Origin of the sequence: Nonlabens spongiae, from assembly GCF_002117125.1 — a bacterium.
GTDB lineage: Bacteria > Bacteroidota > Bacteroidia > Flavobacteriales > Flavobacteriaceae > Nonlabens > Nonlabens spongiae.
This window is the reverse complement of the sequence record NZ_CP019344.1, coordinates 175,638-201,203: the sequence shown is the minus strand read 5'-3', so window position 1 is coordinate 201,203 and position 25,566 is coordinate 175,638. Positions and strand designations below refer to the sequence as shown.

Here is a 25,566-nt window from a genome sequence, read left to right as displayed (position 1 = left end):
GAGCTGGTGTTACTGGAGATTCCTGGTAAGAACTGCTTTTTTCATTTTCGCTTTCGCGAAAGCGAGACCCCTCACCATCTACTTGACCATGGGAAGCATCGGGACTGTGAACAAATTGCTCTTGTGCAGGCTCTTGCAATCCATCATTTGCTGATGATTGCATTTCTTTATTTTCTTCTTTGGGATCTTTGTTTTCCATGGTTATCGATTTAGAAAAGCTTCTATTTTTTTGGTCAGCTCTTTGAGTTCGTGTTCAGTATGAAGAGGTTTTTGTCTCAAACCGTTGATATAATTGATCAAATCAGTTGTTTGGGACTCTGGATAATTGCTTTTTTGAGACAATCGCTTTATGAATGTCGCATTGAGTTGCGTGGTATCCATAAAATAAGTAGAACGCAGATGTTCCAAAAAGTACTGGATTTTCTTATTGATGATACCGCTATAATCCTTGCTCTCAAAATACATGCTGCCTATGGTTCTGGTAAATGCAACAGTTTCATTCTTAAAAGGTTTGATGACAGGTATAATGCGCTGACGGCGCTTGCTTCCTATAACAAGATATAGCAATACTGATACGATTACAACGTAATAAGCTGCTTTGAGAGTAGGCTCAGATAATATGAACCGCAAGGGAGAGGTCACCACTTTCCTACCCGACTTGCCATAATCATCAAAATAGACCGGACCGTCATTCAGGTAAGACAATGCTCCACTTACATAACCGGCGTGATCTGGTTGCAATAAATAATAATTTGTAAACGCAATAGGATTCAGATTATAGTAGATTGCACCGTCGCCCACTTTTGTTTCTATGAAGTCTACTTGTGGTATACTTTCTGGATCGATTTCTACATCCTCATCATCTTCTTTCTGGCCCGTATTGATAGCTTCTTCCACAAAATTACGCTTTGCCCGATCTATCATGACCGTGCTTAAGATCTTAGTATTTAAGGAATCGTAACTTGTAAAGTAGCGATAGGAGCTTCCTTTTTCAAAGCTATACACACGATCATTTAAGGCTTCATTACTGAATCTAGTCGTGAGCGTATCTGGAGTTTCTTTACTGTATCGGGTGTAATTATTATTGGCTTTAATATTTAGAGAATCTGCCAGTGCACCGTATGGGGCATTAGATGAAATAAAAACTTTGTTCCCTCTAGAGGCAAAATCCATGAGATACTCCACCTCTACCTGATCAAAGTCGAGCCAGCCATTTATGAAAATATAATTGGCTCCCGTTATGTCCTCATTGTTGCGCATGAAGTCATAAGGTGTTTGATCTACTGAGGTAATTTCCTGCTCGGGAAATAAATTTTCAAGTTGATCATAGAGTATATAGCAAGCAAATGGAATCTTGTCACCGCTGGTGTAACTCTCATTCCAGCGTATGGGCCTAGGCCTGGTGCTCTCCACGACAAAGAGAATCAAGATAAGCGCGAGTAACCCGAACAATATGAACTTGGACCGCTTGTCTATCACGCCATTTTAGTTTTGATGCTGTTGAACTGGTCGCGTGCGTCCTCAAAACTATTGTTATTAAGGTCAAACTCTCCATACCATATATGATCATATAGGTAAGAAATGCGTTTAAACTTCTCTCTGGTAGTAGGATTTTTAATCTCCCTCAAGTAATCACCATTAGTCTTTTGCTGGTCCCATTCTATCCTACCGGTGCTGCTCAGTAATTTGAGTGTTTCCAGATACATGTATCGTATCGCCTGCCGGTAGTTCCCGGCAGCAACACTTTCCCTGATCAAATTTTCAAGATCCAATTCCTCAATGTGGGTATCTTCAATGGATACGGCCGTAGCTTTATTACGATTGCGACCCACTATAGCACTGGCTGACTCTACACTGAGTAGGCGTACCAAGAAATAAACCGCAAAGCCACCTATAATCATATAGACAAAAATCTTAATGATTTGAGCCATGACAGGACTCACATCGATACCGAAAACCGTACGAATAAATTCAAAAATCCCATTGAAGAAACCCGATAAGAAGTTTTCAGACTCATCTTCAACCTCCGTGTATTTAAATTCTGGTCCAGAATAGGTGTCATTTAAATTTCCGAAACTTCTTTTATCGATAGTAGAATCATCGTAGACCCGGCCTAGGGTATCTATAACCTTCTCTTCTGGCTCCTGGATGGTGGGCATGAGATCTTCTAGATTTTGCGCTTTCGCGATCCCGATAGTTATCGGGACGAGACCTAAAAAAACAGAACAAAAAACAATCAACTTCTTCATGTGATCTCCCCAAGTTTATCGATGCGGCTGCGCAGGTACGTATTGTGCCGCACCTCGTGCAAATTAAAATACAGAAAGCCATTTACTGACTGCGAGAACAGCTGGATCAGCATAAAGGTAATGGCAAATAACGCCATCATGACCACAATGAGAATTTGTGAAAAAACGTCACCTTCTAAACCATTATTGGTTTCCACAGAATTGAATACATACAAAAACATAATGACGCCAGGTACCATGTTAAGAGCAAAAAGGGTAATTTGTATTATAAAACCTATGACAAAATTGACTCCTATACTTTTCCAAAATGATCTAAATAAAAGCGTCCACGCCTCACCAAAGGATTCAAAAACATTTCCATCACCATGTATGTAACTAAATACCGTTAGCCCCATCCAAACGTTAAATCCCAAAGCAATAAGCAAGGAAACAAGCGTACCTAGGATGGGTATGAACGCGAGGATAATATTTACTATAAAATAAACGAAATACAATGTAACCGCCGCTATGATGTAAACGATCATACCCCAGATTTTTGGCTTGAATTTTTTCCAAACAGCCTTTCGCGTTACATTGTTCTCTTTATCCCTCTCATAAATGCTGATATAAGCACTCGCTATGCAATAATTAAATATGGATGCCAATCCCAGTACCAGAAAAAACAGTATCACAGACATACCTGCCGCAAGCGCTCCCATCTCTGACCGATCTTCTCCTGGAACCCAATTGCTCTGTGTAACCGCATACTCTACAATGTTAGTTATAAAGAGGTAGCCAAACAAAAGAACGAGAATCATAAAGATCCCATTATAGGCAATGAAGCTATTAAAAAGGCCTTTGTAGTTATAGCGTACAAATTCAAAGTAAGCCGTAATAATTCCTCCAAAGTCCCGACGCAACCGAGGTTCTACATAATTCTTATCCATAGATGCGTTTCAAATATCGTGGATAATAGACGTAGTAGCCTAGAATAATTGCTGCACTTAATGTGACTATTGAATATTTAATTACCGCAGGCATAAATGCATACCGAGTCACAAAACCTTCAATGAATCCAGCAACAACAAATAAAGGAACCGTACTCATGACGATTTTCACGCCTTTTTTTGCACCCTGGATAAAACTGAGACGCCTAGAATAGGTTTTCGGAAAAATTATGGCGTTACCCATGACCATACCAGCCGCACCGCATATAACTATGATACTAAGCTCAATCGTACCATGCAGCATGATCACACTCCATGATTCCAGTCCCACGTTCTCCAGATAAAACATGGTAAAAAAAGCTCCTACCATCACTCCATTTCTAAATAATATATAAGCAGATCCGATACTGGTGAGCAGCCCAGCCGCAAAACAGAGCATACCTACCCTAATGTTATTGATTGTTATAGCTAGAAACATACTCAATTGACCCGCATCCTGATATACTCCGGTCGGGTTGCCATTCTTGATGTTTTCCAGCGTCATATTCACGTAGGCATCGCTCAAAATCAATCTGACATAAGAATCGTCATACAACGAACTAATCGTACCTATGAAAACCGCTGCCATGAAAATCAGAAAAGCATACAGCAGAGTCATTTGATGACCAGCAAAGAACAAAGGAAATTCCTTTAAGAAAAACCGACCTATACGGTTTCCAGACTCTTTTTTGTTTTTATAGATATTTTGGTGCGCCTGACTTGCCAAAGAATTCAAATACAACAAAGTCTTACTGCCTTTGTAATAGGTCTGAGCAAAGGCTAGATCATTGGTCAATTGGATGTAAAGGTCAGCCAGGTGGTCTGGATTGATGGTTGATTTACTATCCATGGCTCGTTCAAAAGCCATCCATTTATCTTTATTTTGTTTTACAAATGCTGCTTCGCGCATTGAAGCTTATTTTTGGGCTAAGATAAAACTTAAAAATTCATGTTGTATACGGCGATCAGTACCGCGCAAAATGTAAAGATAAGTTACAATATTGCGAGTTTGGGACACCGAATTCTAGCAGTGCTGATCGATTTGATCATCATATTTATCTATATGGTGGTACTTGCATACATGGATATGGGCCTAGGCTCGATCATGCCCGAAGACGGTAGAATAGGACTAAGACAATTATCCTACCTACCTGTCATGACCTACAGTCTCATATTTCACCTTCTTTTTAATGGAAGAACACCGGGAAAGTTTATCATGAGCATCAAGGTAGTAAAAAGGGACGGTGCTCCTGCCAGCTGGTCAGACTACATTATCCGCTGGATTTTGAGACTTATCGACATATGGACTACCACTGGTGCAGTGGGGCTCATATCGATCATATTTACTGATCAAAACCAGCGTCTGGGCGATGCTGCAGCAGACACGATTGTTATAGATACCCGCAAAAAGACGCGTGTCTCCCATACCATACTTGAAGAGGTTGAGTCAACTTATACTCCTACTTTTAATATGGTTACTTTACTCAGCGACAATCAGGTCAACGAGATCAAAGAAATCTACCGCCTGGCTGGAGATAGCAAAGACTATGAAACTCTAAAAGTCTTAAGAGATAAGATTGAACAAATTCTAAAGATTCAATCTGATTTACGTGATGCCGTTTTTGTACGCACTATACTTAAAGACTACACACATCTTACTCAAGGATTATGAGATTTATAGAAGTAGTTGATCTGTTGGGAACCATTGCTTTTGCAGTTTCAGGTGCACTTGCGGCGTTTGATAAGAGGCTGGATCCTTTTGGCATCATCATAATTGCGTTTGTCACTGCTGCAGGTGGAGGAACTTTGCGTGATATCCTATTAGGTGTTTACCCAGTCTCATGGATGACAAATATGAATCTAGTCTACACAATTCTCATATGCGTGGTCATCACATTTATTTTCAGGAGTTTTCTTCTCAAGCTCAGGACTACTTTGTTCTTGTTTGACACCATTGGAATTGGTTTTTACACGGTAGTAGGTCTTGAAATGGGGTTGATTGCGGGTCTTCACCCTATTATCTGTGTTACTTTAGGTTGTATTACGGCATGTTTTGGAGGAGTCATACGTGATATACTAGTTAATGAGATTCCCGTTATTTTCAGGAAAAATATCTATGCAACTGCCTGTTTGTTGGGTGGAGGCGCGTATTTTATAATGAGGAAACTAGGAGTGCCAGAAGGGTTAAATTTTCCGGTTGCTGCAGCAATCGTAATTACCATACGATTATTGGCGGTATATTTTAAAATTGGGTTGCCTAATGTTTACAAGAAGGTGGATCGTGAAGAGTAAATCGATAAATTTCTTCTCACATCTTAAGTCTTTTCTTTCGATCTTAATAATCGAATCTTTGATATGAGGTGCCAATAATACTACTTGGCATGTTACTGAATGAAATCATTACTGTTTTGACATGCCCGCAATCCGTTTAGGTATGTCTTAGGTAAATTGATAAGAAGTAGATTGTTAAAAAAGAATTAAGTATTTAAAAAGTCTGCCAATCCTAAGCAGCCAGTTTACGTTTTTTAAACCTCGTCTTTAGAATACCATTTGCAACAATCACCACTAGAATGACGACCGCTCCCAGATAAAATTCAGGAGTCATTTGCTCGCTAACTCCTAAAATGGCATAGGCTAGTAAGATCCCATAGACTGGCTCCAGATTTATGGTGAGCATAACGGTATAAGCGCTCAAGACTTTCATCACCTTCACGCTGGCAATAAATGCATAAGCCGTACAGGCTGAGGATAATAAAAACATATAAATCCAGTCTGATACAGAAAAATCCCTGGGACTCGCAAATTCTACGGGTAGGAAAATGAAGAATAAAGTCAGCAAACCTACGCCACCTAAAAGTTCATAAAATGAAATAACAGAGGGGCGGTGCTCCTTTGCAAATCCTACATTAAGTATGGAGAACACCGCACTCAGCAAGACACTTACCAGACCCAATAACATCCCTAAAACATATTCTGTCTCCACTTTAAAAATGTAGTACAATGCGCCGATAATAACCAACCCGAACAACCCCTCGTACCATACAAATTTCTTTTTAGTAAACAGAGGTTCCAGCAGTGCTGTGAAGAAAGCTCCCGTACTCATCATGGCAAGTGTTACCGAGACATTGGATACTTTAATCGCTCCAAAAAACGTGATCCAGTGTAGGGCTATAATAAATCCTGAAAACATAAATTGCAGTTTACGCTTTCGCGAAAGCGTACCCTCCCTACTCTTCTTAGACCATTGCAGCGGTATCTTCTTCCATCTCATATAAGCGTAGATCATCACTACAGCAAGCGACATGCGCCACCACACCAGTGGTATGCTGTCAATGGATAAAAGTGCGCCTAAAACCGCAGTAAATCCCCAGATAAATACAATGAGGTGCAGGTGTAGGTAGTTAGTGAGTCTAGCGTCTTGCATTGCGCAGCAGGAAAATGGCGATCACGCCAAAAAAGATGTTAGGAAACCAGACGGCAAGCCAGGGATCAAAGGTACTTTTCTCTGCGATGGTCCCAAAAACCTTGTCCATAAATACAAATGACATGGCTATGACCAGACCTATAGCGAGATTGACTCCCATCCCTCCGCGTTTTTTTACTGACGAAACAGCAACAGCTATCAATGTAAAAATGAACGCGCTCACAGGTATGGAGGTACGCTTATATTTTTCCACATAATAGAAATTCATTTGCGCATTTCCACGCTTCTCCTCTTTCTCTATGAAATCGTTGAGCTCGGTAAAATTAAGCGTCTCTGCTACATATTGCACAGGGGTCAACTCATCAATATCAAAATTAAAAATGGTGTCTTTCAATCGTTCTTCCTCTATAATTTCCTTACCGTCTAGAATGGTTCGTTTTTTATAGCCAGACAATTCATAGACACTATCTTTAAAAGAAATACGTCTCGCATAAATCTTAAACTTGAGCTCCTCTCCCTCAAAATGTTCTAGGGTAAAATCAAAGCCACGCTGTTGAGAAGGCGTGTAATTGCTCACATAGACGTAATCGTTATCACTGACTTGCCTGAATACATTTGAAGTTTCTGCAGTGCGTCGTTTGTTGAAATATTTAGCTTGGAATTCATTAAAACCCTCTGCGCTGGAAGGAACAAAAACCGCACTGAAAATGAGTGCCAGCGTACAAACTATCGTTGCCCCTATGATATAGGGCCTTAAAAATCGATTAAAACTTACTCCCGAGCTTAAAAAGGCGATGACCTCTGTATTATTTGCAAGTTTTGAGGTAAAAAACATCGTGGAGATGAAAAGGAATAAAGGAAATAGAAAATTTGAGAAATAGACGGTAAAATCAAGAAGATAAATCAAGACTTCACCCAGCGGCACATCTTTATTAAGGATCTTGCCTATTTTCTCGGCAATATGAACCGTGACCATGATGGGCAAAAAAAGTAAGAGGAGCAAGAAAAACGCTCCCAGATACCTCTTTAATATGTAGCGGTCCAGTATATTAAGCACTAGAGTCTGTTATCCATTTGTTTAACCATCTTGTCCTTCCAGGTTCTAAAATCACCGGCGATGATGTGTTTTCTTGCCTCGCGCATCAACCACAAGTAAAATGCCAGATTGTGAATGGTGCATATTTGCCTTCCCAGCATCTCATTAACTGAAAACAGGTGGCGCACGTAGGCTTTAGAGTAATAGGTGTCTACCCATGCATAACCAGCCTCATCCAGCGGACTGAAATCTGCCTCCCACTTTTTATTTTTTACATTCATAGATCCATGAGCAGTAAAAATCATCCCATTACGACCATTACGGGTAGGCATTACACAATCAAACATATCTACTCCTAGAGCAACATTCTCTAGCAAATTAATAGGTGTTCCCACGCCCATAAGATAACGCGGTTTGTCTTTAGGTAGTATTTCAGTGACTACCTCAGTCATGGCATACATTTCTTCGGCTGGTTCACCTACTGAAAGTCCGCCTATCGCGTTAGCGTGCTGGTTGGTATTGGCAATAAATTCAGCACTTTGCTTTCTAAGGTCTTTATAAGTACTTCCTTGAACTATGGGTAAGAGGGTTTGTTTATACCCGTATTTATCAGGAGTATTATCAAAATGCTCGATACATCTCTTCAACCAGCGATGCGTCATGTGCATACTGCGCCTTGCATAGTTGTACTCACAAGGATATGGTGTACATTCATCAAAAGCCATGATAATATCAGCACCTATACTACGCTGAATATCCATAGCTCGCTCAGGAGTAAAAAAGTGGTAAGAACCATCTATATGAGATTTGAACTTTACGCCTTCTTCCTTGATCTTACGATTAGCGCTTAAAGAATAGACTTGATAACCTCCAGAATCTGTTAAGATGGGGCGATCCCAATTCATAAATTTATGCAGACCTCCCGCCTTCTCGAGGATCTCGGTTCCTGGTCTCAGGTAAAGATGGTAGGTATTTGCCAGAATGATATCTGGATTCACCTCTTGCTTCAATTCACTTTGATGTACGCCTTTTATCGTACCCAAAGTCCCCACTGGCATGAAAATAGGCGTTTCTATTTCACCATGGTCAGTGTGTACCACACCAGCTCTAGCTTGGCTTTGGGAATCTGTAGTTAAAAGGTCAAACTTCATGTAGTAAATTTATGAATGATATGAATTGTTTTTACGCTTTCGCACTGCGCCGTCGGCAAGCCTTTGGCGACCGAGGGAAAGCGAGAAAAAATCGAATATTATACTGAATACATCTGATCCCTCAATTCTTTGATCTTTTTATCATCCATGTATTCCTCAAAGGTAGTGTAGCGATCAATAGCTCCTTTAGGAGTAAGTTCTATCACTCGGTTACCTACTGTTTGTGCAAACTGATGGTCATGTGTTGTGAGTAGGACGGTCCCTTTAAAAATCTTGAGACTGTTATTAAACGCTTGAATTGATTCAAGATCCAGGTGGTTTGTAGGCTCATCTACCATAAGTACGTTTGCTCTCTTCATCATCATACGAGATAGCATGCAACGCACTTTTTCACCTCCTGATAATACTTTTGCACTTTTAAGGGCTTCTTCACCAGAGAAAATCATTTTACCCAAGAATCCTCTTAGAAATACTTCTTCACGCTCCTCCTCAGTTTGTGCATACTGCCGCAACCACTCGACAAGGTTCATGTCCACGTCAAAAAAATCTGCGTTGTCCACCGGTAAATAACTTTGTGTAGTAGTCACTCCCCAGTCAAATTTACCGGAGTCTGCGACGGCGCGATCGTTCAATATCTCATAGAAAAGCGTCGTTGCACGGCTATCACGAGAAAAGAGTACTACTTTATCTCCTTTGGCAAGATTGATATCGATATCTTTAAATAAAACCTCTCCATCTATGCTTCCAGTAAGTTTTGATACATTGAGAATCTGGTCACCGGCTTCACGCTCGCGTTCAAAGATGATCGCAGGGTAACGTCTAGAAGATGGTTTGATTTCAGAAATGTCAAGTTTCTCGATCATTTTCTTACGTGAAGTAGCCTGCTTGGACTTGGCCACGTTTGCACTAAAACGCGCAATAAATTCTTGAAGCTCCTTTTTCTTTTCTTCTGCCTTTTTGTTTGCTTGTTGTCTTTGTCTTGCCGCAAGTTGTGACGACTCATACCAGAAGGTATAGTTACCACTATACTGATTGATCTTTCCGAAATCAATATCGGCAATATGGGTACAAACTGAATCTAAGAAGTGGCGGTCGTGCGACACGACGATAACCGTGTTTTCATAATTTGCCAGAAAGTTCTCCAACCATGAGATCGTTTCATAATCCAGGTCGTTTGTAGGCTCATCCATGATTAGGAAATCAGGATTTCCAAACAGCGCCTGAGCCAGCAACACCCTTACCTTGAGTTTGCTATCCATATCTGCCATTTGGGTATAGTGGTACTCCTCGCCTATACCAAGGTTAGAAAGCATGGACGCAGCACTACTCTCTGCATTCCAACCGTCCATCTCTTCAAATTTTACTTGTAGCTCACCTATCTTCTCAGCGTTCTCGTCGCTGTAATCAGCATAGAGGGCATCAATTTCAGCTTTGAGTTTATAAAGAGGCTTGTTTCCTTTCAAGACCGTTTCCAGAACCGTGTCAGCATCATGGGCATTGTGATTTTGCTCAAGTACAGACATTCTCTTACCAGACTCAAGGCTTACGTGACCGCTTGTAGGTTCCATTTGACCGGTAAGCATTTTTAGAAACGTAGATTTACCTGCACCATTTGCACCTATAATACCGTAACAATTACTCCCGCCAAACTTGGCATTTACCTCATCAAACAGCACACGTTTTCCAAACTGCACCGATAAATTAGAAACTGTAAGCATAGTTCAATTTTAAGGCTGCAAAAGTACTCATTCTTTAAGGTTTACAATACTTCTGTGCGCATCAATTTAACGCTGCCTTAACTCGATTAATTTTTGAAAAATGTTCTTTTTGCTGGTAGTGAAAATTGCACATAGAAATTTGTTAGTACCGCTTTCGCGAAAGCGGAACCTCCATCGCCTCCTTCCAGTAATGGTAATGTTGCTGTTATTATCGACTTCTTGCAAGGAAGATGATCTTAGAACAGAAACTGTCATAAGCGGGAAAATCATAAATCCCAGCGCTGAATATGTGGCCCTCAGCAACTTTGGAAATGTTCAAGATACTGTTGAAGTCGATGAGAATGGACTGTTTTCATTTGAATATGAAAACCTAGAAAGCGGGTTTTATTTATTTTCCCATCCCGGAGAGTATCAAAGCATTTACATTTCTCAAGGCGATAGTATTAAAATACGGCTTAACACTCGAGCCTTTGATGAATCCATGTCCTTCACTGCTTCCAGTGCGGCCGAGAATAATTTCATGCTCGATGCCTTCATTTCAACTGAAAATGAGAACCGTGACTACATCAAGAATTTTGAAAAAGATCCAGAAGTCTTCTATTCCTTCCTAAACGAAGCTACAGAAGCAGAAGTTAAAAGACTCAAAACCATTGCGAAGCGCAAGGACTTTGAGCAAGACTTTGTCGAGAAGGCTCTCAATTCCATCAAATTAAATTCCTACAGTCGCTTAGAGAGGTATCCAGCGCTACATTATGGAAAAAGAAATATTTTAGAGGCGAGAAAACTACCCGCCAAATACACTGACCACCGCAAACAAGTCGACCTTAAGGATAATTCTTATTATACGCTCAATAGCTTCCGTCCTTATGTGAATGCACTTGTGTCAAATATTGCCCTCAACAATCTTGTGAAGAAATCAGGATCAAGTGCTGACTTGAGCAGGAGAGGCTATATGTACAATAGTGAGAAATTAAGATTGATCGATAGTATTTTTGACAGCAAAGAACCTAAAGAGCTGTTTGCTAGTAATATCACTAAAAATTTTATTAGAGATAACCGCAATAGAGTTGAAGTCAAAAAATTAGTGGACGACTTCAAAAAAATCGTTACTAATCAAGAACTCATAGGATCTATTGAAGCGCTAGCGGGACGGTATGAAGAACTGGAACCTGGAAAGAAACTTTCAGATCTTGATTTAATGGACATCTACAATGAGGATATTTCTCTTACAGATCGTATCGATGGCCTAAGTGTGCTTTTTTTCTGGTCTGATCGATTCCCTGATTATGCTGTGCGTGTCCATAAAAAGGTAAAAGACTTAAGGGTGAAATATCCCGAAATTGATTTCATAGGAATCAATACAGATAACCAAAATCAAGAGAGCTGGAAACAGATTAGTGAGAAGTACCGTTTTGACATGAACATGGAATACATGCTCGAAAACTTTGATGACGCTGCAACCTATTTAGAGTTGAAGGGCAGGAACCGTACTCTAATTATTGAGGACGACCTAACAATCGTTGATCCTGACGTTAACCTTTTCCATTATCGTATTGAAACCACCTTGCTAGGTTATTTAAATAGATAAACGAGGGAATCCTAAAATCATCAACCATCAATTTCAGGCTTTCTTACTCACATTGTGAAACATAGAAAAAGGCTCACTGAGAGCCTTTTTCCATTCTACAATTAAAGTTCTTAGTTTCCTTTCTTATAATCGGCTAGGAATTTTTCTAGACCTATATCAGTAAGAGGATGCTTAAGCAATCCTTCAATAGATGAAAGAGGACCTGTCATCACATCAGCTCCTATTTTTGCACAATCAATCACATGCATCGTATGACGTACTGAGGCTGCTAGAATCTCCGTTTGAAAAGCATAATTATTGTAGATGTGACGTATTTCTTGTATCAAATTTAATCCATCTGTACTGATGTCGTCCAGTCTACCTATGAAAGGTGAAACGTAAGTTGCTCCAGCTTTTGCCGCTAGGATCGCTTGCCCGGCACTGAAGACCAGAGTCACATTAGTCTTCACGCCATTGCTACTGAAGTATTTACAAGCTTTAACACCGTCTTTGATCATGGGAAGCTTAACCACGATCTGGTCATGAAGGGCTGCCAGTCGCTCACCTTCCTTCTTCATGCCTTCAAAATCAGTTGAGATAACCTCAGCACTTACATCACCATCTACCAGATCACAGATCTTCTTGTAGTGATCTAAGATATTTTGCTCACCAGTGATACCTTCTTTAGCCATTAGGGAAGGGTTTGTAGTCACACCATCCAGAATCCCCATATCCTGAGCTTCAGCGATTTGATCTAGATTTGCCGTGTCAATAAAAAATTTCATTTCAAGTTGTATTAATTTATTGCCCACAAAGATGGTGGAAGTTTTTGTGAAAATTTAAAAGCTTATAAAACAATTTCAATTTTTATCTACAATACCATCTTTGATACACTTGCTTTTTAATTAAATTTTTCTCGCTTTCGCGAAAGCGTGCTCATCAATAGTCCTCCCCTACTACGTATAGATTATTTTTGAAGCCAAATTAACTGCATGGGCGCATCGATAGGTTTTCTTTTATTGGGTTTTATCCTTCTGGTTGCTGGAGGTGAGTTTCTCGTAAGGGCATCAGTAGGGCTGTCGTTGAAACTTAATTTATCACGCCTGATCATAGGTCTTACCGTAGTTTCTTTTGCCACCAGCGCCCCAGAATTACTAGTGAGCGTGCAAGGAGCTATAAATGGCTCTAGCGGAATCGCTCTAGGGAATGTTGTAGGCTCTAATATTGCTAATTTAGGACTGGTACTAGCTCTCACGGCAATCATATCATCTTTAGAAATTGATAGGGACTTTTTTAAATTCAACTGGCCCTGGATGATGGGTTTTAGTATACTACTCTATTTGTTGATAAGCTGGGATCAAAACCTTACCAGACTGGAAGGATTGATACTGGTAGGCCTACTGGTTTTATTTGTCTTTTTTCTTATCAGAAAGGCCAAAAAGAAACCTCCCATGATTCTACCAGATGAAGAGATTGCTTCTCAGTCGTGGGGGAAAATTATTTTTTTCATGATCGCTGGTGGAGGTTTACTCTGGGGTGGCTCAGAACTTCTGGTTGATGGCGCAACAACGATTGCTACTTATCTTGAAATCCCTGAAAGTGTTATTGCCGTGAGTATGGTCGCCATAGGAACTTCAGTACCTGAGCTGGCGGCATCAATTATTGCTGCCGTTAAAAAGGAAAAGGCTATAAGCCTCGGGAACTTGATCGGTTCTAACATCTTTAATATAGGATCAGTCTTGGGAATCACTTCACTGATAGAACCCATTATTCTCGACGAGAGTAATTTGGGACTGTTAGAAAACGATATTTTCTGGATGCTGGGATTTGCTTTTTGTTTATTACCTCTTGCTTTTATTTCAAAACAATATACCATCAATAGTTACAAAGGACTACTTATGTTAGGCGCCTACGCACTTTTTATCTATTTGATATTTCAAACCCCTTAAAAGAAAGGGTTAAATTACCAAATAGTTAATTTTATCACACTGACACCCTAAATTTTTTAGGGGTATGTAAAAATACTTTATTTTTGCCGCGTTTAATCATATAAAAAATTATGTCCACGCTAAGATTTCAAGCTTTAAAGCAAACATTTAACCGTCAACCTGTTGAAGTAGAAGAACCTCAGAGAAGATCAGAAATCTTCGGCAAGCATGTTTTCAATAAGGCTGCAATGCGTCAATATTTAACTAAGGAAGCTTACAAGAGCGTTCTCGATGCCATTGTAAATGGTTCCAAGATTGATCGTGGAATTGCAGACCATATTTCTACCGGCATGAAAGAGTGGGCCATATCAAATGGCGCGACTCACTACACGCACTGGTTCCAACCTCTAACTGGTGCAACTGCAGAAAAGCATGATGCCTTTTTTGAGCAGGAAATGGATGGTGAGGTATTGGAAAAATTTGGTGGTGGTCAGTTAGTACAACAAGAGCCAGATGCATCTTCTTTCCCTAATGGTGGAATCAGAAATACCTTTGAAGCAAGAGGCTACACGGCATGGGACCCTACTTCTCCAGCTTTTATAATGGGAACAACTTTATGTATTCCTACCGTATTTGTTGCCTACACCGGTGAAGCTCTAGATTACAAAACGCCTTTATTACGTAGTCTTCAGGCCGTGGATCAAGCGGCGACGGCAGTTTGTAAATACTTTGATAAGAATGTCACTAAGGTGATGGCGACTTTAGGATGGGAACAAGAATATTTCTTGATCGATAAAGCCCTAGCCGATAGCCGACCAGATATTCAACTTGCAGGTCGTACATTATTAGGACATGCATCAGCAAAAGGACAGCAGCTAGACGATCATTACTTTGGATCTATTCCTTCTCGTGTGATGAATTTTATGCGCGATATGGAAACAGAATGTATGCTTTTAGGTATACCGGTGAAAACACGTCACAACGAGGTTGCACCAAATCAATTTGAGCTTGCCCCTATTTTTGAAGAAGCAAACCTAGCGGTAGATCACAATTCTCTACTTATGGATGTGATGCGGAAAGTGGCTTCTAGACATAATTTTAGGGTATTGTTTCACGAGAAGCCGTTTGCTGGGGTAAATGGTTCTGGTAAGCACAACAACTGGTCCCTTGCGACTAACACGGGAACTAACCTCCTTTCTCCAGGCAGCACGCCTATGAAGAACCTTCAGTTCTTGACCTTTTTTGTAAATACGATTAAAGCGGTTTATGACAACGAGGAACTGATCAGAGCGACAATTGCAAGTGCTTCAAACGACCACCGTCTAGGGGCAAATGAAGCGCCACCAGCAATTATCTCTGTATTTATCGGTTCACAGTTGACCGCTGTTCTTGATGAGCTGGAAAAAGTGACTGACGGCAAACTATCACCTCAAGAAAAAACAGATCTCAAGCTTAACGTAGTAGGTAAGATTCCAGAGGTAATTCTTGACAATACAGATCGTAATAGAACTTCGCCATTTGCCTTTACAGGTAACAAATTTGAGCTACGTGCCGTAGGTTCCACTGCAAACTGTGCTAACCCGATGACCGTGCTTAATGCTATCGTTGCAAAACAATTGAACGAATTCAAAGAAGAAGTCGATGCCCTTATTAAAGGTAAAAAACTCAAGAAAGATGAAGCGATCTTTAATGTATTGAGAGAATACATTAAGGAAAGTAAGAAAATACGCTTTGAAGGCGATGGTTATGGAGAAGCTTGGGAAAAAGAAGCTAAAAAACGTGGCCTAAGCAATAACAAAACCACACCAACTGCCTTAAAAGCTAAAGTCTCTGAGAAGAGCTTGAAATTATTTGAAGAGCTCAATATCATGAGCCGCGTTGAGTCTGAAGCGCGTTATGAGATTGAAGTGGAAGAATATGCCATGCGCATCCAAATTGAGGGTCGTCTTTTAGGAGATATAGCTCGCAATCATGTAATCCCAACAGCGATCAAATATCAAAATACACTCATCAAAAATGTGAGAGGTCTTAAAGATATCTACGGTAAGGATTTCAAGAAAGTTGCCAAAGAACAAATGACCATCATCGAAGAGATCTCTGAGCATATTGAGAAGATCAATAAGGGAATTACCGATATGATTGAAGCCCGTAAAAAGGCAAACAATAGCGATGATGCTGTAAAGTGTGCAGACATTTATTGCGACGAGGTAAAGCCATTTTTTGATGAGATCAGATACCACTGTGACAAACTGGAACTACTGGTAGATGACGAGATCTGGCCACTCACTAAGTATAGAGAATTACTATTTACGAGATAGACTTTTAGAAAATCAGTCATGAAGCCTTCGAGAAATCGAGGGCTTTTTTTGTTCACGCTTTCGCGAAAGCGAGAATATCAAAAATGTGGTTCTGCTATAAATCCTATTTAAAAGTTCTTCAAGAAATAATATCTCCTTTCCTAACTTTGTCCCATGGGTCAAGAAGTTTCAAAACGTTATGCGCAACGAGGTGTTAGCGCAGGAAAGGAAGATGTTCACAATGCTATTAAAAATGTAGACAAGGGACTATTTCCCAAGGCTTTCTGCAAGATTGTTCCAGACCACCTCACAGGCTCAGAGCAGCACTGTTTGATCATGCATGCAGACGGTGCAGGGACTAAGTCTAGTCTAGCATACGCTTATTGGAAAGAAACTGGAGATTTATCCGTTTGGAAAGGGATCGCTCAAGATGCTCTAATTATGAATATTGACGACCTTTTATGCGTGGGAGCAACTGAAAATATTCTTCTTTCCAGCACTATAGGTCGGAACAAAAATCTGATACCTGGCGAGGTAATCAGCGCTATTATTAATGGCACTGAAGAATTGATCGCAGATCTTAAAAAACACGGTGTTGAGATTATTTCTACGGGAGGTGAAACTGCCGATGTGGGTGACTTAGTACGCACTATCATTGTAGATTCAACCGTGACTGCGCGCATGAAACGCGATGACGTCATTGATAACGCCCATATTAAGCCTGGGAATGTGATTGTGGGATTAGCCAGTCATGGTCAAGCCACTTATGAATCTGAATATAATGGTGGAATGGGATCAAACGGTCTTACCAGTGCGCGCCACGATGTTTTTGGCAAAACAGTAGGAGCAGCTTACCCGCAGACTTTTGATCCAGCAGTACCCTCAGAACTTACCTATTCTGGCTCCAAGAACTTGACGGATCCTGTTGAAGGCAGCCCGCTAGACGCTGGAAAGCTTGTACTCTCCCCTACTCGTACCTACGCACCCGTGATTAAGAAACTACTGAATGAAGTGAGCCGCGACCAGATTTGTGGAATGGTGCACTGCTCGGGAGGAGCGCAGACTAAAGTGCTGCATTTTGTTGATAACGTCCATGTGATTAAAGACAACTTATTTGAGCTACCACCACTTTTCCAAATGATTCAGGAGGAATCAGGAACCGATTGGAAGGAAATGTATCAGGTGTTCAACATGGGTCATCGTATGGAACTCTATGTGGAACCTCAAGCGGCTGAGGCGATTATTGAAATTTCAAAATCCTTTAATGTCGATGCAAAAATAATTGGTCGCGTTGAAGAGAGCGATGAGAAGAAACTGACGATCAAATCTGAATTCGGTACGTTTACTTATCACTAGAACTTAAAATTTCTCGCACGATACTAAGCTTTGGCTCGATGTATCTGGTGCAAAATGGGGCGTCTGGTCTTGTTTGATAATAATTCTGGATCGACTCTCGGGATGGTTTGAAATCCTTAAAAGGTAAAATTTTTGTGATGTAATTTTTGTTCCGCTTTCCCTCGGTCGCCATGCAGCCTTCGTAGCCACTTCGGCGAAGTTGGCAAGGCTTGCCATCGGCGCAGCGCGAAAGCGGGATTATTACACTCTCAAGTTCTTTTTTCAACCCGTTATCAAAATAATAAACAGCGCTGCGATACTCTGCCCTGCGTGAGTGCTCAGAAGTACTTTTGTGCGTAGCCAGATGGATGTCCATGAGCTCTGGAATTCTACCGTGATCTGAAAAGTGTACGATGACCGCTTCGCTCCAACTATCGAAGGGAGGGCTACTTTTTATATAGCCCTGTTCTACTTTATCAACGTAGGGCAATGCCTGGAAAACAGCTTCAGTACACCAGTGACAACCACCTCCGAAATCGAGTTTCTTATTGCTCATCTTTTAGAAACGAGTAACTTAATCCTAATTGTACAAGAAAACTTAAGTCCTCACCAGCAGTTTGCCAGTAGTCCGATCCACGTAGCGAATTGATGGGATCTGTCCAGAGAAAGCCCGCTTCGCCTTTCAATCTTAGTCGATCGCTAAGTTGAAGTGAGGCTATCCCGGTAAAATTCAAGCTCATGAATCGATCCTGAACATCATTTGCACCAGATCTCGTATTCCGATTGAAGTTTTGAATGGTGTGTCCCAAACCAAAATTATATCCCACGTTAAATTTTTTATCTGCCCTCAAACGCTCGTATAAAAGTAAGAAGCTGAATGCATCCACAGTACCATTAAGTGAAAGACCAGACTGATAATCTTGCCCCTCAACCATAACACTTGTATGAAGCATGCGTAGTTTCACGCCTTCTACTCCATTGAAATTGTATTTGAAATCCATATAAAGAGAGGCAGGTCCCTCATAAATAGCTCGTGAATTATCGTCTATTTCTTCTATGAGGTAAAAAGCCCCTGACCCAGCTCCAGCTCCGATTTCAATATTCTGAGCGAGCATGGTTTGAGAAATGAGTATTAAAACGAGTAAAAAATAGTTTTTGGTCATGATGAAATTTTCAGATTGGCATCAAGTATGGTGCCGTTTCCATTATTAGTAAGGTAATCTCAACGGGCTTAAGCCCGTTGAGATGGTAACGGAGACTGCCTTAGGTATATCTAAATCACCTCAAAATCCGTATTTTCGCGATACGAGCGGCACGAGCAAAAGAGCACTATTATTTAGAGCCTATGCCCTCCCGGCAAAGAATAAAATTCCATGATTGATAAATTGAATATTGTAAAAAATCGTTTTGACGAAGTTAACGATTTGATCATACAGCCTGATATCATCGCTGATCAGAAAAGGTATGTGCAACTTACCAAAGAATATAAAGACCTTAAAAAATTAATGGATAAACGTGACGAGTATGTCACGCTTACCGCAAATCTTGAAGAGGCAAAAGAAATTATTGCAGACGGTAGCGATCCGGACATGACTGAAATGGCTCAAATGCAATACGACGAGGCTAAGGAAGCAATTCCAGCTCTTGAAGAAGAAATACGCATGATGCTGGTTCCTAAGGATCCAGAAGATGCTAAAAATGCCGTTATGGAAATACGTGCTGGTGCTGGTGGTGATGAGGCAAGTATTTTTGCGGGTGATCTTTTCAGGATGTATGAAAAGTATTGCTCTAGCAAAGGCTGGTCTACCAGCGTTGTCGATACAAGTGAAGGAACCAGCGGTGGTTACAAGGAAATTATTCTTGAAGTGAATGGTGAGGATGTATATGGGACCTTAAAGTTTGAGGCCGGTGTGCACCGCGTACAGCGTGTCCCACAAACAGAAACTCAAGGTCGTGTCCACACGAGTGCCGCAACGGTAATGGTTTTGCCCGAAGCTGAGGAATTTGACGTGGAGCTGGATATGACAGAGGTACGCATAGAGCGCACCACCTCTACCGGACCTGGTGGGCAGTCAGTAAACACGACTTACTCGGCGATTAAATTACACCATGAACCTACCGGAATGATCGTGAGCTGTCAGGATCAAAAATCCTCTCACAAGAATCTTGAAAAAGCACTTAAGGTTTTGCGTTCCAGACTCTACGAACTGGAGCTTCAAAAGAAACTTGAAGCCGATTCTGAAAAACGTAAGAATATGGTGAGCTCTGGGGACCGTAGCGCAAAAATCCGTACGTATAATTATCCACAGGGACGTGTAACAGACCATAGAATCAACTTAACGCTTTACGATCTGGATAATATCATCAACGGTGACATCCAGAAAATTATTGATGAGTTACAGCTGGTAGACAATACGGAGAAGTTGAAAATGACGGAGGAGGATTTGTAAGACTTAAATAATCACCTATTTTTGATCAAATGAACACTGTCGAAAAAGGCGATTCTCTAGAGCACAGTACTCTAAAAATTATAAGAAATGTGCTTGGAAAATCTCTCCTCGGAATTAACGAAGAGTTCGCTAGAGTGTTCACCAAAAAAAAATATCCATCAATCAATAGACCAGATGGTGAGATTGAGTTCGACTTAACGATTGAAATTTGGCCTCCGGGCGCGAACAGATGTTCGTTAATTTATTTTATAGAATGTAAGAATTATAAGTCACGAATTCCGATATCAGCTGTCAAAAAATTTTATGCAGATATTTGTGAGTCGACTAGGCTAAATGCTAAAGCTATTTTTGTTTCAAACTCTCCTTTGTCTAAAGGGGCCATGGATTATGCTAGCAGCATGAATATGATGGTTATTGAGGGAAGTTCGGAACTGAATTATAAGATAATTCTTTATAAAAGAAATTTCGGTAATTCCACGATCATCCCTTGGCTTATAGATGATAAAAATCTCGTTTTAGGTGATGATATTGATATGCTAACTCAGAAAATAGATTCCGCCATTTTTGAATGTTTAATCCAATCCTCAGAGAAAGCCAGCTATGGAATAGACAGGCTTTCTAAAGCGGATATTGAAAAAATTGCAGAAAAAGAACTAAACAAATTTAGTGAGGATATTCTTTTGAAGTCTTACGGAATTAGCACAACAGAATTAGTTGAATACATGAGTCAAGAATATGGAATTAAAACTCAATTCTGGAAATTTCGCGATGATAGCATTCTAGGAACTTGTGATATCGAAGAAAGATTGATCAAAATCAATCAGAATTTACAAAATACGAAGAGAGAACTCTTTGTAATTGGCCATGAATTTGGACACTTTATATTACATCAGAAACTTAGTATAAATCAGAATTTATTGAATTCTTTTTCAGATTCTAAATTCAATTTTCAAATTGCAAAGTATGAATTGAAGAATGCTAAGAACTGGATTGAATGGCAGGCAAATTACTTTTCGGCTTCATTACTTATTCCTAAATCTTCATTAGTTATTAAATCTTGGAGGTATGAGGGGTATAAAAGAGATTTGAGATTTAACGATGATCCGAAATCAATTAAGCATTTTAATTTTGTAATAAACAGATTGTCACACCATTTCAACGTTTCAAAAACAAGTATAATATATCGTTTGAACGAAATTAATATGATTAAAAATCATTCGAGACTGAAACATATTGGCGACATTTTAGGAGAATGGCTGTCGGAATATTTCATAGACATCAAATAACCAGATATCAAATGACCACAACCCAACTCCATCAACAAATCCTTGAAAAAAAGTCGTTTCTCTGTGTAGGTCTGGATGTGGATCTTGAGAAGATACCGCCGCATTTATTGAAGGAGGAGGATCCTATTTTCGCTTTCGCGAAAGCGATCATAGACGCCACTCACGATTTATGTGTTGCTTATAAACCCAACACGGCATTTTTTGAAGCCTATGGAGTTAAAGGCTGGGTAGCGCTGGAGAAAATAATTAATTACCTAAACGAAAACTATCCCAATCATTTTACTATCGCTGATGCGAAACGTGGCGATATAGGAAACACGTCCACCAGATACGCCAAAGCTTTTTTTGAAGACCTTAATTTTGACAGCGTGACGATTGCTCCCTACATGGGAAGAGATTCCGTGGAGCCATTTCTGGAATTTGATGGAAAATATGCGATTCTATTGGCATTAACCTCAAACCGTGGAGCCGCTGATTTCCAAATGACTGAATCACAACAAGGCAACCTCTTATTTGAAGATGTTTTGAGAAAAACGCAAGACTATAAGGACAGTGATCGATTAATGTATGTAGTGGGAGCCACAAAAGCTTCTTCATTAACCGAAGTGAGAAAAATAGTTCCTGATTCTTTCTTACTCGCTCCCGGTGTAGGCGCTCAAGGAGGAAGTCTGAAAGAGGTCTATAAATATGGTAAAAACGAATTGGTAGGTTTGCTGATCAATTCATCACGTGGGATTATCTATGCTTCAAACGGAGAAGATTTTGCTGAAAAAGCTCGAGAAAAAGCTAAAGAACTTCAGGAGCAGATGGCTGAGTTGTTAGGTTAAGTTCAGCAATATGAATCTAAGCGACTGAACTTACACGATAAATTTTTAACCGCTTTGACAGGTGGTCGTTGAGCGGAGTCGAAACGCTCAGCGTGACAGGTCTTATTAAATAGGTTGACGTTAGTCGTTACTACATACTGCAACTGCTTACTGCTCACTGCCATCTGGAATACGCTCACGTGCCCATTGTTCCAATTGCTCTAACTGCGCCTCGCGTGACATCTTTGAAGTATCTAGTAACAAGGCATCTTCAGTTTGAATAAGCGGACTGTCCTCACGAGAAGAATCAATGCGATCACGTTCCAAAACATTTTTCAGGACTTCATCAAAGGTGATATCATCACCTCTCTCAATAAGTTCATCATAGCGACGCGTAGCTCGCACTTCTGGTGCTGCAGTCATGAAAACCTTAAGCTCTGCATCTGGAAAAACCACGCTACCTATGTCGCGACCGTCCATCACGATACCTTTTTCCACTCCCATAGCCTGTTGCTGTTGCACCAGTTTTTTGCGTACAGCAGAAATTTCTGCCACTCTACTGACGATATTGCTTACTTCTAATGTCCTGATTTCTTTTTCAATATTTACATTATTCAGATAGACATCAGCATTTTTAGAATCGGGATTATTCTCAAAACGAATTTTGATATCCTCCAAGTGGTCGGTCAATTCATTTTCTTTGACCTGACCATTTTCAATAAGTCTATTTTGAAGAACAAAGTAAGACACGGCTCGGTACATGGCACCCGTATCGACATAGATATAGTTGAGCTTTTTGGCCAATTGTTTTGCTGCGGTACTTTTTCCCGTACTGGAATGACCGTCTATGGCGATGGTAATTTTTTTCATTAGCGTAAATCGATATTGAGCCCAATAATGCTAGTATGAGCTGCCAGCGTATATCTCGCGTGAGTGTAACTAAATCGTAATTTATTGATTTTTAAGGAGAAACCTCCACTCAAACCAGAAAAGGCGCGAGTATCTGCAATGCGTAGTTCTTCTGCTCTTCTAAAACTGTAACCCAATCGCACCTCAAAGGCACTTTCTGGGAATATCTCCACTCCTACTACGGTGTGTCGTAATGCATTATTGAAAAAACCGGGCTCATCTTCAATAACATTTCCATCGAGATCACGCTCGGCATTTGCATCGTTTGAGAATGCGAGGTTCCATTGCTGCAAATTTTCCAATGTTACATGCAATCGTACAGGTAGATTACGCATGGTATTTGAAAAACCAGCGGAAACTTCTAGTGGCAAGGGCTCGTAGATCTCGTTATAAGGTGTAAATTGAGTTCCAATATTACGTACAACCACCGCCGCACGTATCCACTTGTCTTCATTATAATACAATAATCCCAAGTCTACCGCTCCACCTAAAGAACTGTATTGTTCCAGCTGAGAACTGATCAACTTTAAGTTGGCCCCCACATAAAAATCGGTCCAGGGAATGTTGTAACTATACCCAAAACTTACAGCCACTTCATTTCCACCGAACTCTCCCGTAGATTCACCCAGCTCATTGTATCCATCAAAACTCCCGTAGTTAAGATATACAACGCCAGCGTGAAAAGTCTGTACATGCTGGTCCCAAGTATACGCGTAGCTTGCCGTACCGTAATTCACATCAGCTAAGTAATTCACGTAATTCACTTGCAGCTGGTTATCCATCTTACGATTGATGGTTGCGGGATTGTAGATTCCTGATGTAGGATCATAGTCCACAGAGGTTAGGACACGGCCGCCCAGTGCTCCTTGTTTGGCACCGTTGACCAAATTAAGAAATTGGTAGGTAGATCTTCCTCCTATTTGCGCTTTCGCGAAAGCGGAAACAACTAAAAAAATAACCAGCAATATTTTTTTCAAAGGGAGATTCTTGATGCTTTTTAAACAAACGTGCGCAAGATCAAAAAATTTCAACAAAGAGCGCGATTATTTTCAGGAAATGCGCACGATACCGTCTTCATCGATTTGGTCGAGCGTAACAGGCTGCAAGGTATTTACGAGATTTGGGTTCCAGTAGGTTTTCACCTTGACGTAGTTCTCTGTGAAACCTTGTATGAATCCTTCTTTATTCTCAGCTTCCCATAAAACAGTTTTTGTTTTACCCAGTTGAGATTCATAGAAACTGCGTCGCTTTTTTACGGAAAGTCCTCTGAGCATTTTAGATCTTTTTTTCCTCACATTCATAGGAACAACACCTTCCATGTCTGCGGCGAGGGTATTATCTCTTTCACTATAGGTAAAAACGTGCAAATATGAAATATCCAGGTCTTTCAAAAAGTTGAAGGTGTCGAGAAAGTGATCATCTGTTTCACCAGGAAACCCTACGATTACGTCTACTCCTATGCAGCAATCTGGCATGACTTCTTTGCTACGTTTCACTCGATCTACATAAAGTTCACGATTGTAACGACGTCGCATTTTTCCGAGGAGTTCGTTACTACCTGACTGTAAGGGAATGTGAAAATGAGGCACGAAAGTGCGCGATTGCGCTACAAAATCAATGGTTTCATTTTTCAACAGATTCGGCTCAATCGAAGAGATACGCAAACGCTCGATTCCATCCACGTAATCCAGCGCTTTTACCAAATCTAGAAAAGTATGCTCGTGCCGCTTGTTACCAAACTCTCCTTTCCCATAATCTCCTATATTAACTCCAGTGAGGACGATTTCTTTAATGTCTTTGGCACTTATTTCTGCAGCGTTTTTCAAAACATTCTCAAGTGTATCACTTCGAGAAATTCCTCGAGCAAGCGGGATTGTACAGTAAGTACATTTATAATCGCAACCGTCCTGAACCTTTAAAAAAGCACGTGTACGGTCACCTATGGAATAGGATCCCACATAAAAATCGGCTTCATTGATCTCACAAGAGTGTATCACGGCCGGTTCTTCTTTTGATAGCTGGTTGAGGTAATCAGTGATATTAAATTTTTCAGTCGCTCCTAAAACCAGATCCACACCCTCAACATCTGCTAATTCTTCTGGTTTCAACTGCGCATAGCAGCCGATAGCGATTATGAAGGCATCTTCATTTTGAGCATAGGCCTTTTTCACGATTGATTTAAATCGCTTATCAGCATTTTCTGTAACGCTACAGGTATTTATAACATAGGTATCTGCCTTTTCATCAAATTCCTTGCGCTCAAAACCTTCTGCCTTAAAACTGCGTGCAATCGTACTGGTCTCGCTAAAGTTGAGCTTACAACCCAAAGTGTAAAATGCAACTGATTTAGTATCTACTGCTTCTTCAATCATTTAATTTCCAGAGCTTTTTAAGAATTTGCAAAGATACCACTTGCAAAAAGTTTACTGAAATTAGTCGGCGATT

Annotated in this window: 23 protein-coding genes; 9 read left to right on the top strand and 14 right to left on the bottom strand. The window is 40.4% G+C overall.

The annotated features are described in order from the left end of the window. Nucleotides 1–201: 201 nt before the first annotated feature. The 4 genes from BST97_RS00930 to BST97_RS00915 are packed head-to-tail and all read right to left on the bottom strand — an operon-like array spanning nucleotide 202 to nucleotide 4,124. Entirely contained in the window at nucleotides 202–1,479 is a 1,278-nt protein-coding gene (locus BST97_RS00930; protein ID WP_085765482.1) for a DUF4350 domain-containing protein, read from the bottom strand. Then, the gene (locus BST97_RS00925; protein ID WP_085765481.1) at nucleotides 1,476–2,249 is read right to left on the bottom strand and encodes a DUF4129 domain-containing protein; all 774 of its coding nucleotides are present in this window, start codon (nucleotides 2,247–2,249) and stop codon (nucleotides 1,476–1,478) included. Before BST97_RS00925 ends, BST97_RS00930 begins: the two co-directional genes overlap by 4 nt. Next, nucleotides 2,246–3,175 (bottom strand): hypothetical protein, encoded by a 930-nt coding sequence (locus BST97_RS00920; protein WP_085765480.1) that lies wholly within the window; start codon nucleotides 3,173–3,175, stop codon nucleotides 2,246–2,248. Before BST97_RS00920 ends, BST97_RS00925 begins: the two co-directional genes overlap by 4 nt. Next, the gene (locus tag BST97_RS00915) at nucleotides 3,168–4,124 is read right to left on the bottom strand and encodes a stage II sporulation protein M (protein WP_085765479.1); all 957 of its coding nucleotides are present in this window, start codon (nucleotides 4,122–4,124) and stop codon (nucleotides 3,168–3,170) included. The genes BST97_RS00920 and BST97_RS00915 overlap by 8 nt, the downstream gene beginning before the upstream one ends. Before the next feature lie 39 nt (nucleotides 4,125–4,163). On the opposite strand from BST97_RS00915, the gene BST97_RS00910 reads away from it, so the two are divergent. Both BST97_RS00910 and BST97_RS00905 read left to right on the top strand, forming a co-directional pair. Continuing rightward, complete coding sequence (locus tag BST97_RS00910; RefSeq protein WP_085765478.1) at nucleotides 4,164–4,886, top strand: RDD family protein; 723 nt, start codon at nucleotides 4,164–4,166, stop codon at nucleotides 4,884–4,886. After that, nucleotides 4,883–5,506 (top strand): trimeric intracellular cation channel family protein, encoded by a 624-nt coding sequence (locus BST97_RS00905; protein WP_085765477.1) that lies wholly within the window; start codon nucleotides 4,883–4,885, stop codon nucleotides 5,504–5,506. Before BST97_RS00910 ends, BST97_RS00905 begins: the two co-directional genes overlap by 4 nt. A 211-nt stretch (nucleotides 5,507–5,717) precedes the next feature. On the opposite strand, the gene BST97_RS00900 is transcribed toward BST97_RS00905, so the two are convergent. The 4 genes from BST97_RS00900 to BST97_RS00885 form a co-directional block, all read right to left on the bottom strand. After that, complete coding sequence (locus BST97_RS00900) at nucleotides 5,718–6,638, bottom strand: DMT family transporter (protein ID WP_085765476.1); 921 nt, start codon at nucleotides 6,636–6,638, stop codon at nucleotides 5,718–5,720. Then, the gene (locus tag BST97_RS00895) at nucleotides 6,625–7,695 is read right to left on the bottom strand and encodes an LptF/LptG family permease (protein WP_085765475.1); all 1,071 of its coding nucleotides are present in this window, start codon (nucleotides 7,693–7,695) and stop codon (nucleotides 6,625–6,627) included. Before BST97_RS00895 ends, BST97_RS00900 begins: the two co-directional genes overlap by 14 nt. Further along, nucleotides 7,695–8,825, bottom strand: coding sequence for a tRNA guanosine(34) transglycosylase Tgt (tgt, locus tag BST97_RS00890; protein ID WP_085765474.1), 1,131 nt, complete (start codon nucleotides 8,823–8,825; stop codon nucleotides 7,695–7,697). Before tgt ends, BST97_RS00895 begins: the two co-directional genes overlap by 1 nt. Nucleotides 8,826–8,923: 98 nt before the next feature. Further along, nucleotides 8,924–10,543 carry an ABC-F family ATP-binding cassette domain-containing protein gene (locus BST97_RS00885; protein ID WP_085765473.1) on the bottom strand — a complete coding sequence of 540 codons (1,620 nt, stop codon included), beginning with the start codon at nucleotides 10,541–10,543 and terminating at the stop codon, nucleotides 8,924–8,926. A 100-nt stretch (nucleotides 10,544–10,643) separates the two neighbouring features. Between BST97_RS00885 and BST97_RS00880 the strand changes: the two genes are divergently transcribed. Beyond that, nucleotides 10,644–12,131 (top strand): TlpA family protein disulfide reductase, encoded by a 1,488-nt coding sequence (locus BST97_RS00880; protein ID WP_085765472.1) that lies wholly within the window; start codon nucleotides 10,644–10,646, stop codon nucleotides 12,129–12,131. Between the two features lie 110 nt (nucleotides 12,132–12,241). Here BST97_RS00880 and fsa read toward each other — a convergent pair whose 3' ends face one another. Then, on the bottom strand, nucleotides 12,242–12,895 hold the full coding sequence (fsa, locus tag BST97_RS00875; RefSeq protein WP_085765471.1) for a fructose-6-phosphate aldolase: 654 nt from the start codon (nucleotides 12,893–12,895) through the stop codon (nucleotides 12,242–12,244). A gap of 207 nt (nucleotides 12,896–13,102) precedes the next feature. Here fsa and BST97_RS00870 point away from each other — a divergent pair, with 207 nt between their 5' ends. The 3 genes from BST97_RS00870 (at nucleotide 13,103) to BST97_RS00860 (ending at nucleotide 17,691) form a co-directional block, all read left to right on the top strand. Continuing rightward, nucleotides 13,103–14,059, top strand: a complete 957-nt coding sequence (locus BST97_RS00870) for a calcium/sodium antiporter (RefSeq protein WP_085765470.1) — start codon at nucleotides 13,103–13,105, stop codon at nucleotides 14,057–14,059. Nucleotides 14,060–14,169: 110 nt separating this feature from the next. Next, complete coding sequence (locus BST97_RS00865; RefSeq protein WP_085765469.1) at nucleotides 14,170–16,356, top strand: glutamine synthetase III family protein; 2,187 nt, start codon at nucleotides 14,170–14,172, stop codon at nucleotides 16,354–16,356. A 153-nt stretch (nucleotides 16,357–16,509) separates the two neighbouring features. After that, nucleotides 16,510–17,691: an AIR synthase related protein gene (locus BST97_RS00860; protein WP_085765468.1), complete on the top strand. Its 1,182-nt coding sequence runs from the start codon at nucleotides 16,510–16,512 to the stop codon at nucleotides 17,689–17,691. Here the strand turns inward: BST97_RS00860 and BST97_RS00855 are convergent. Together BST97_RS00855 and BST97_RS00850 are read right to left on the bottom strand one after the other, a co-directional pair. Beyond that, nucleotides 17,678–18,226, bottom strand: a complete 549-nt coding sequence (locus BST97_RS00855; RefSeq protein ID WP_085765467.1) for a peptide-methionine (S)-S-oxide reductase — start codon at nucleotides 18,224–18,226, stop codon at nucleotides 17,678–17,680. The genes BST97_RS00860 and BST97_RS00855 overlap by 14 nt on opposite strands. Further along, complete coding sequence (locus BST97_RS00850) at nucleotides 18,216–18,833, bottom strand: hypothetical protein (protein ID WP_085765466.1); 618 nt, start codon at nucleotides 18,831–18,833, stop codon at nucleotides 18,216–18,218. Before BST97_RS00850 ends, BST97_RS00855 begins: the two co-directional genes overlap by 11 nt. Nucleotides 18,834–19,043: 210 nt before the next feature. Here BST97_RS00850 and prfA point away from each other — a divergent pair, with 210 nt between their 5' ends. Genes prfA through pyrF form a run of 3 tightly spaced genes read left to right on the top strand, consistent with a single transcriptional unit; the run spans nucleotide 19,044 to nucleotide 22,233 of the window. Beyond that, nucleotides 19,044–20,120 carry a peptide chain release factor 1 gene (gene prfA, locus BST97_RS00845; protein ID WP_085765465.1) on the top strand — a complete coding sequence of 359 codons (1,077 nt, stop codon included), beginning with the start codon at nucleotides 19,044–19,046 and terminating at the stop codon, nucleotides 20,118–20,120. Between the two features lie 29 nt (nucleotides 20,121–20,149). Further along, nucleotides 20,150–21,406: an ImmA/IrrE family metallo-endopeptidase gene (locus BST97_RS00840; protein ID WP_085765464.1), complete on the top strand. Its 1,257-nt coding sequence runs from the start codon at nucleotides 20,150–20,152 to the stop codon at nucleotides 21,404–21,406. 11 nt (nucleotides 21,407–21,417) lie between these two features. After that, nucleotides 21,418–22,233: an orotidine-5'-phosphate decarboxylase gene (gene pyrF, locus BST97_RS00835; protein ID WP_085768102.1), complete on the top strand. Its 816-nt coding sequence runs from the start codon at nucleotides 21,418–21,420 to the stop codon at nucleotides 22,231–22,233. A gap of 147 nt (nucleotides 22,234–22,380) precedes the next feature. Here pyrF and cmk read toward each other — a convergent pair whose 3' ends face one another. The 3 genes from cmk to mtaB form a co-directional block, all read right to left on the bottom strand. After that, the gene (gene cmk, locus BST97_RS00830; protein ID WP_085765463.1) at nucleotides 22,381–23,082 is read right to left on the bottom strand and encodes a (d)CMP kinase; all 702 of its coding nucleotides are present in this window, start codon (nucleotides 23,080–23,082) and stop codon (nucleotides 22,381–22,383) included. Then, complete coding sequence (gene porQ / locus BST97_RS00825) at nucleotides 23,082–24,098, bottom strand: type IX secretion system protein PorQ (protein ID WP_085768101.1); 1,017 nt, start codon at nucleotides 24,096–24,098, stop codon at nucleotides 23,082–23,084. Before porQ ends, cmk begins: the two co-directional genes overlap by 1 nt. A 72-nt stretch (nucleotides 24,099–24,170) precedes the next feature. Next, complete coding sequence (mtaB, locus tag BST97_RS00820) at nucleotides 24,171–25,493, bottom strand: tRNA (N(6)-L-threonylcarbamoyladenosine(37)-C(2))-methylthiotransferase MtaB (RefSeq protein WP_085765462.1); 1,323 nt, start codon at nucleotides 25,491–25,493, stop codon at nucleotides 24,171–24,173. Nucleotides 25,494–25,566: the final 73 nt, after the last annotated feature.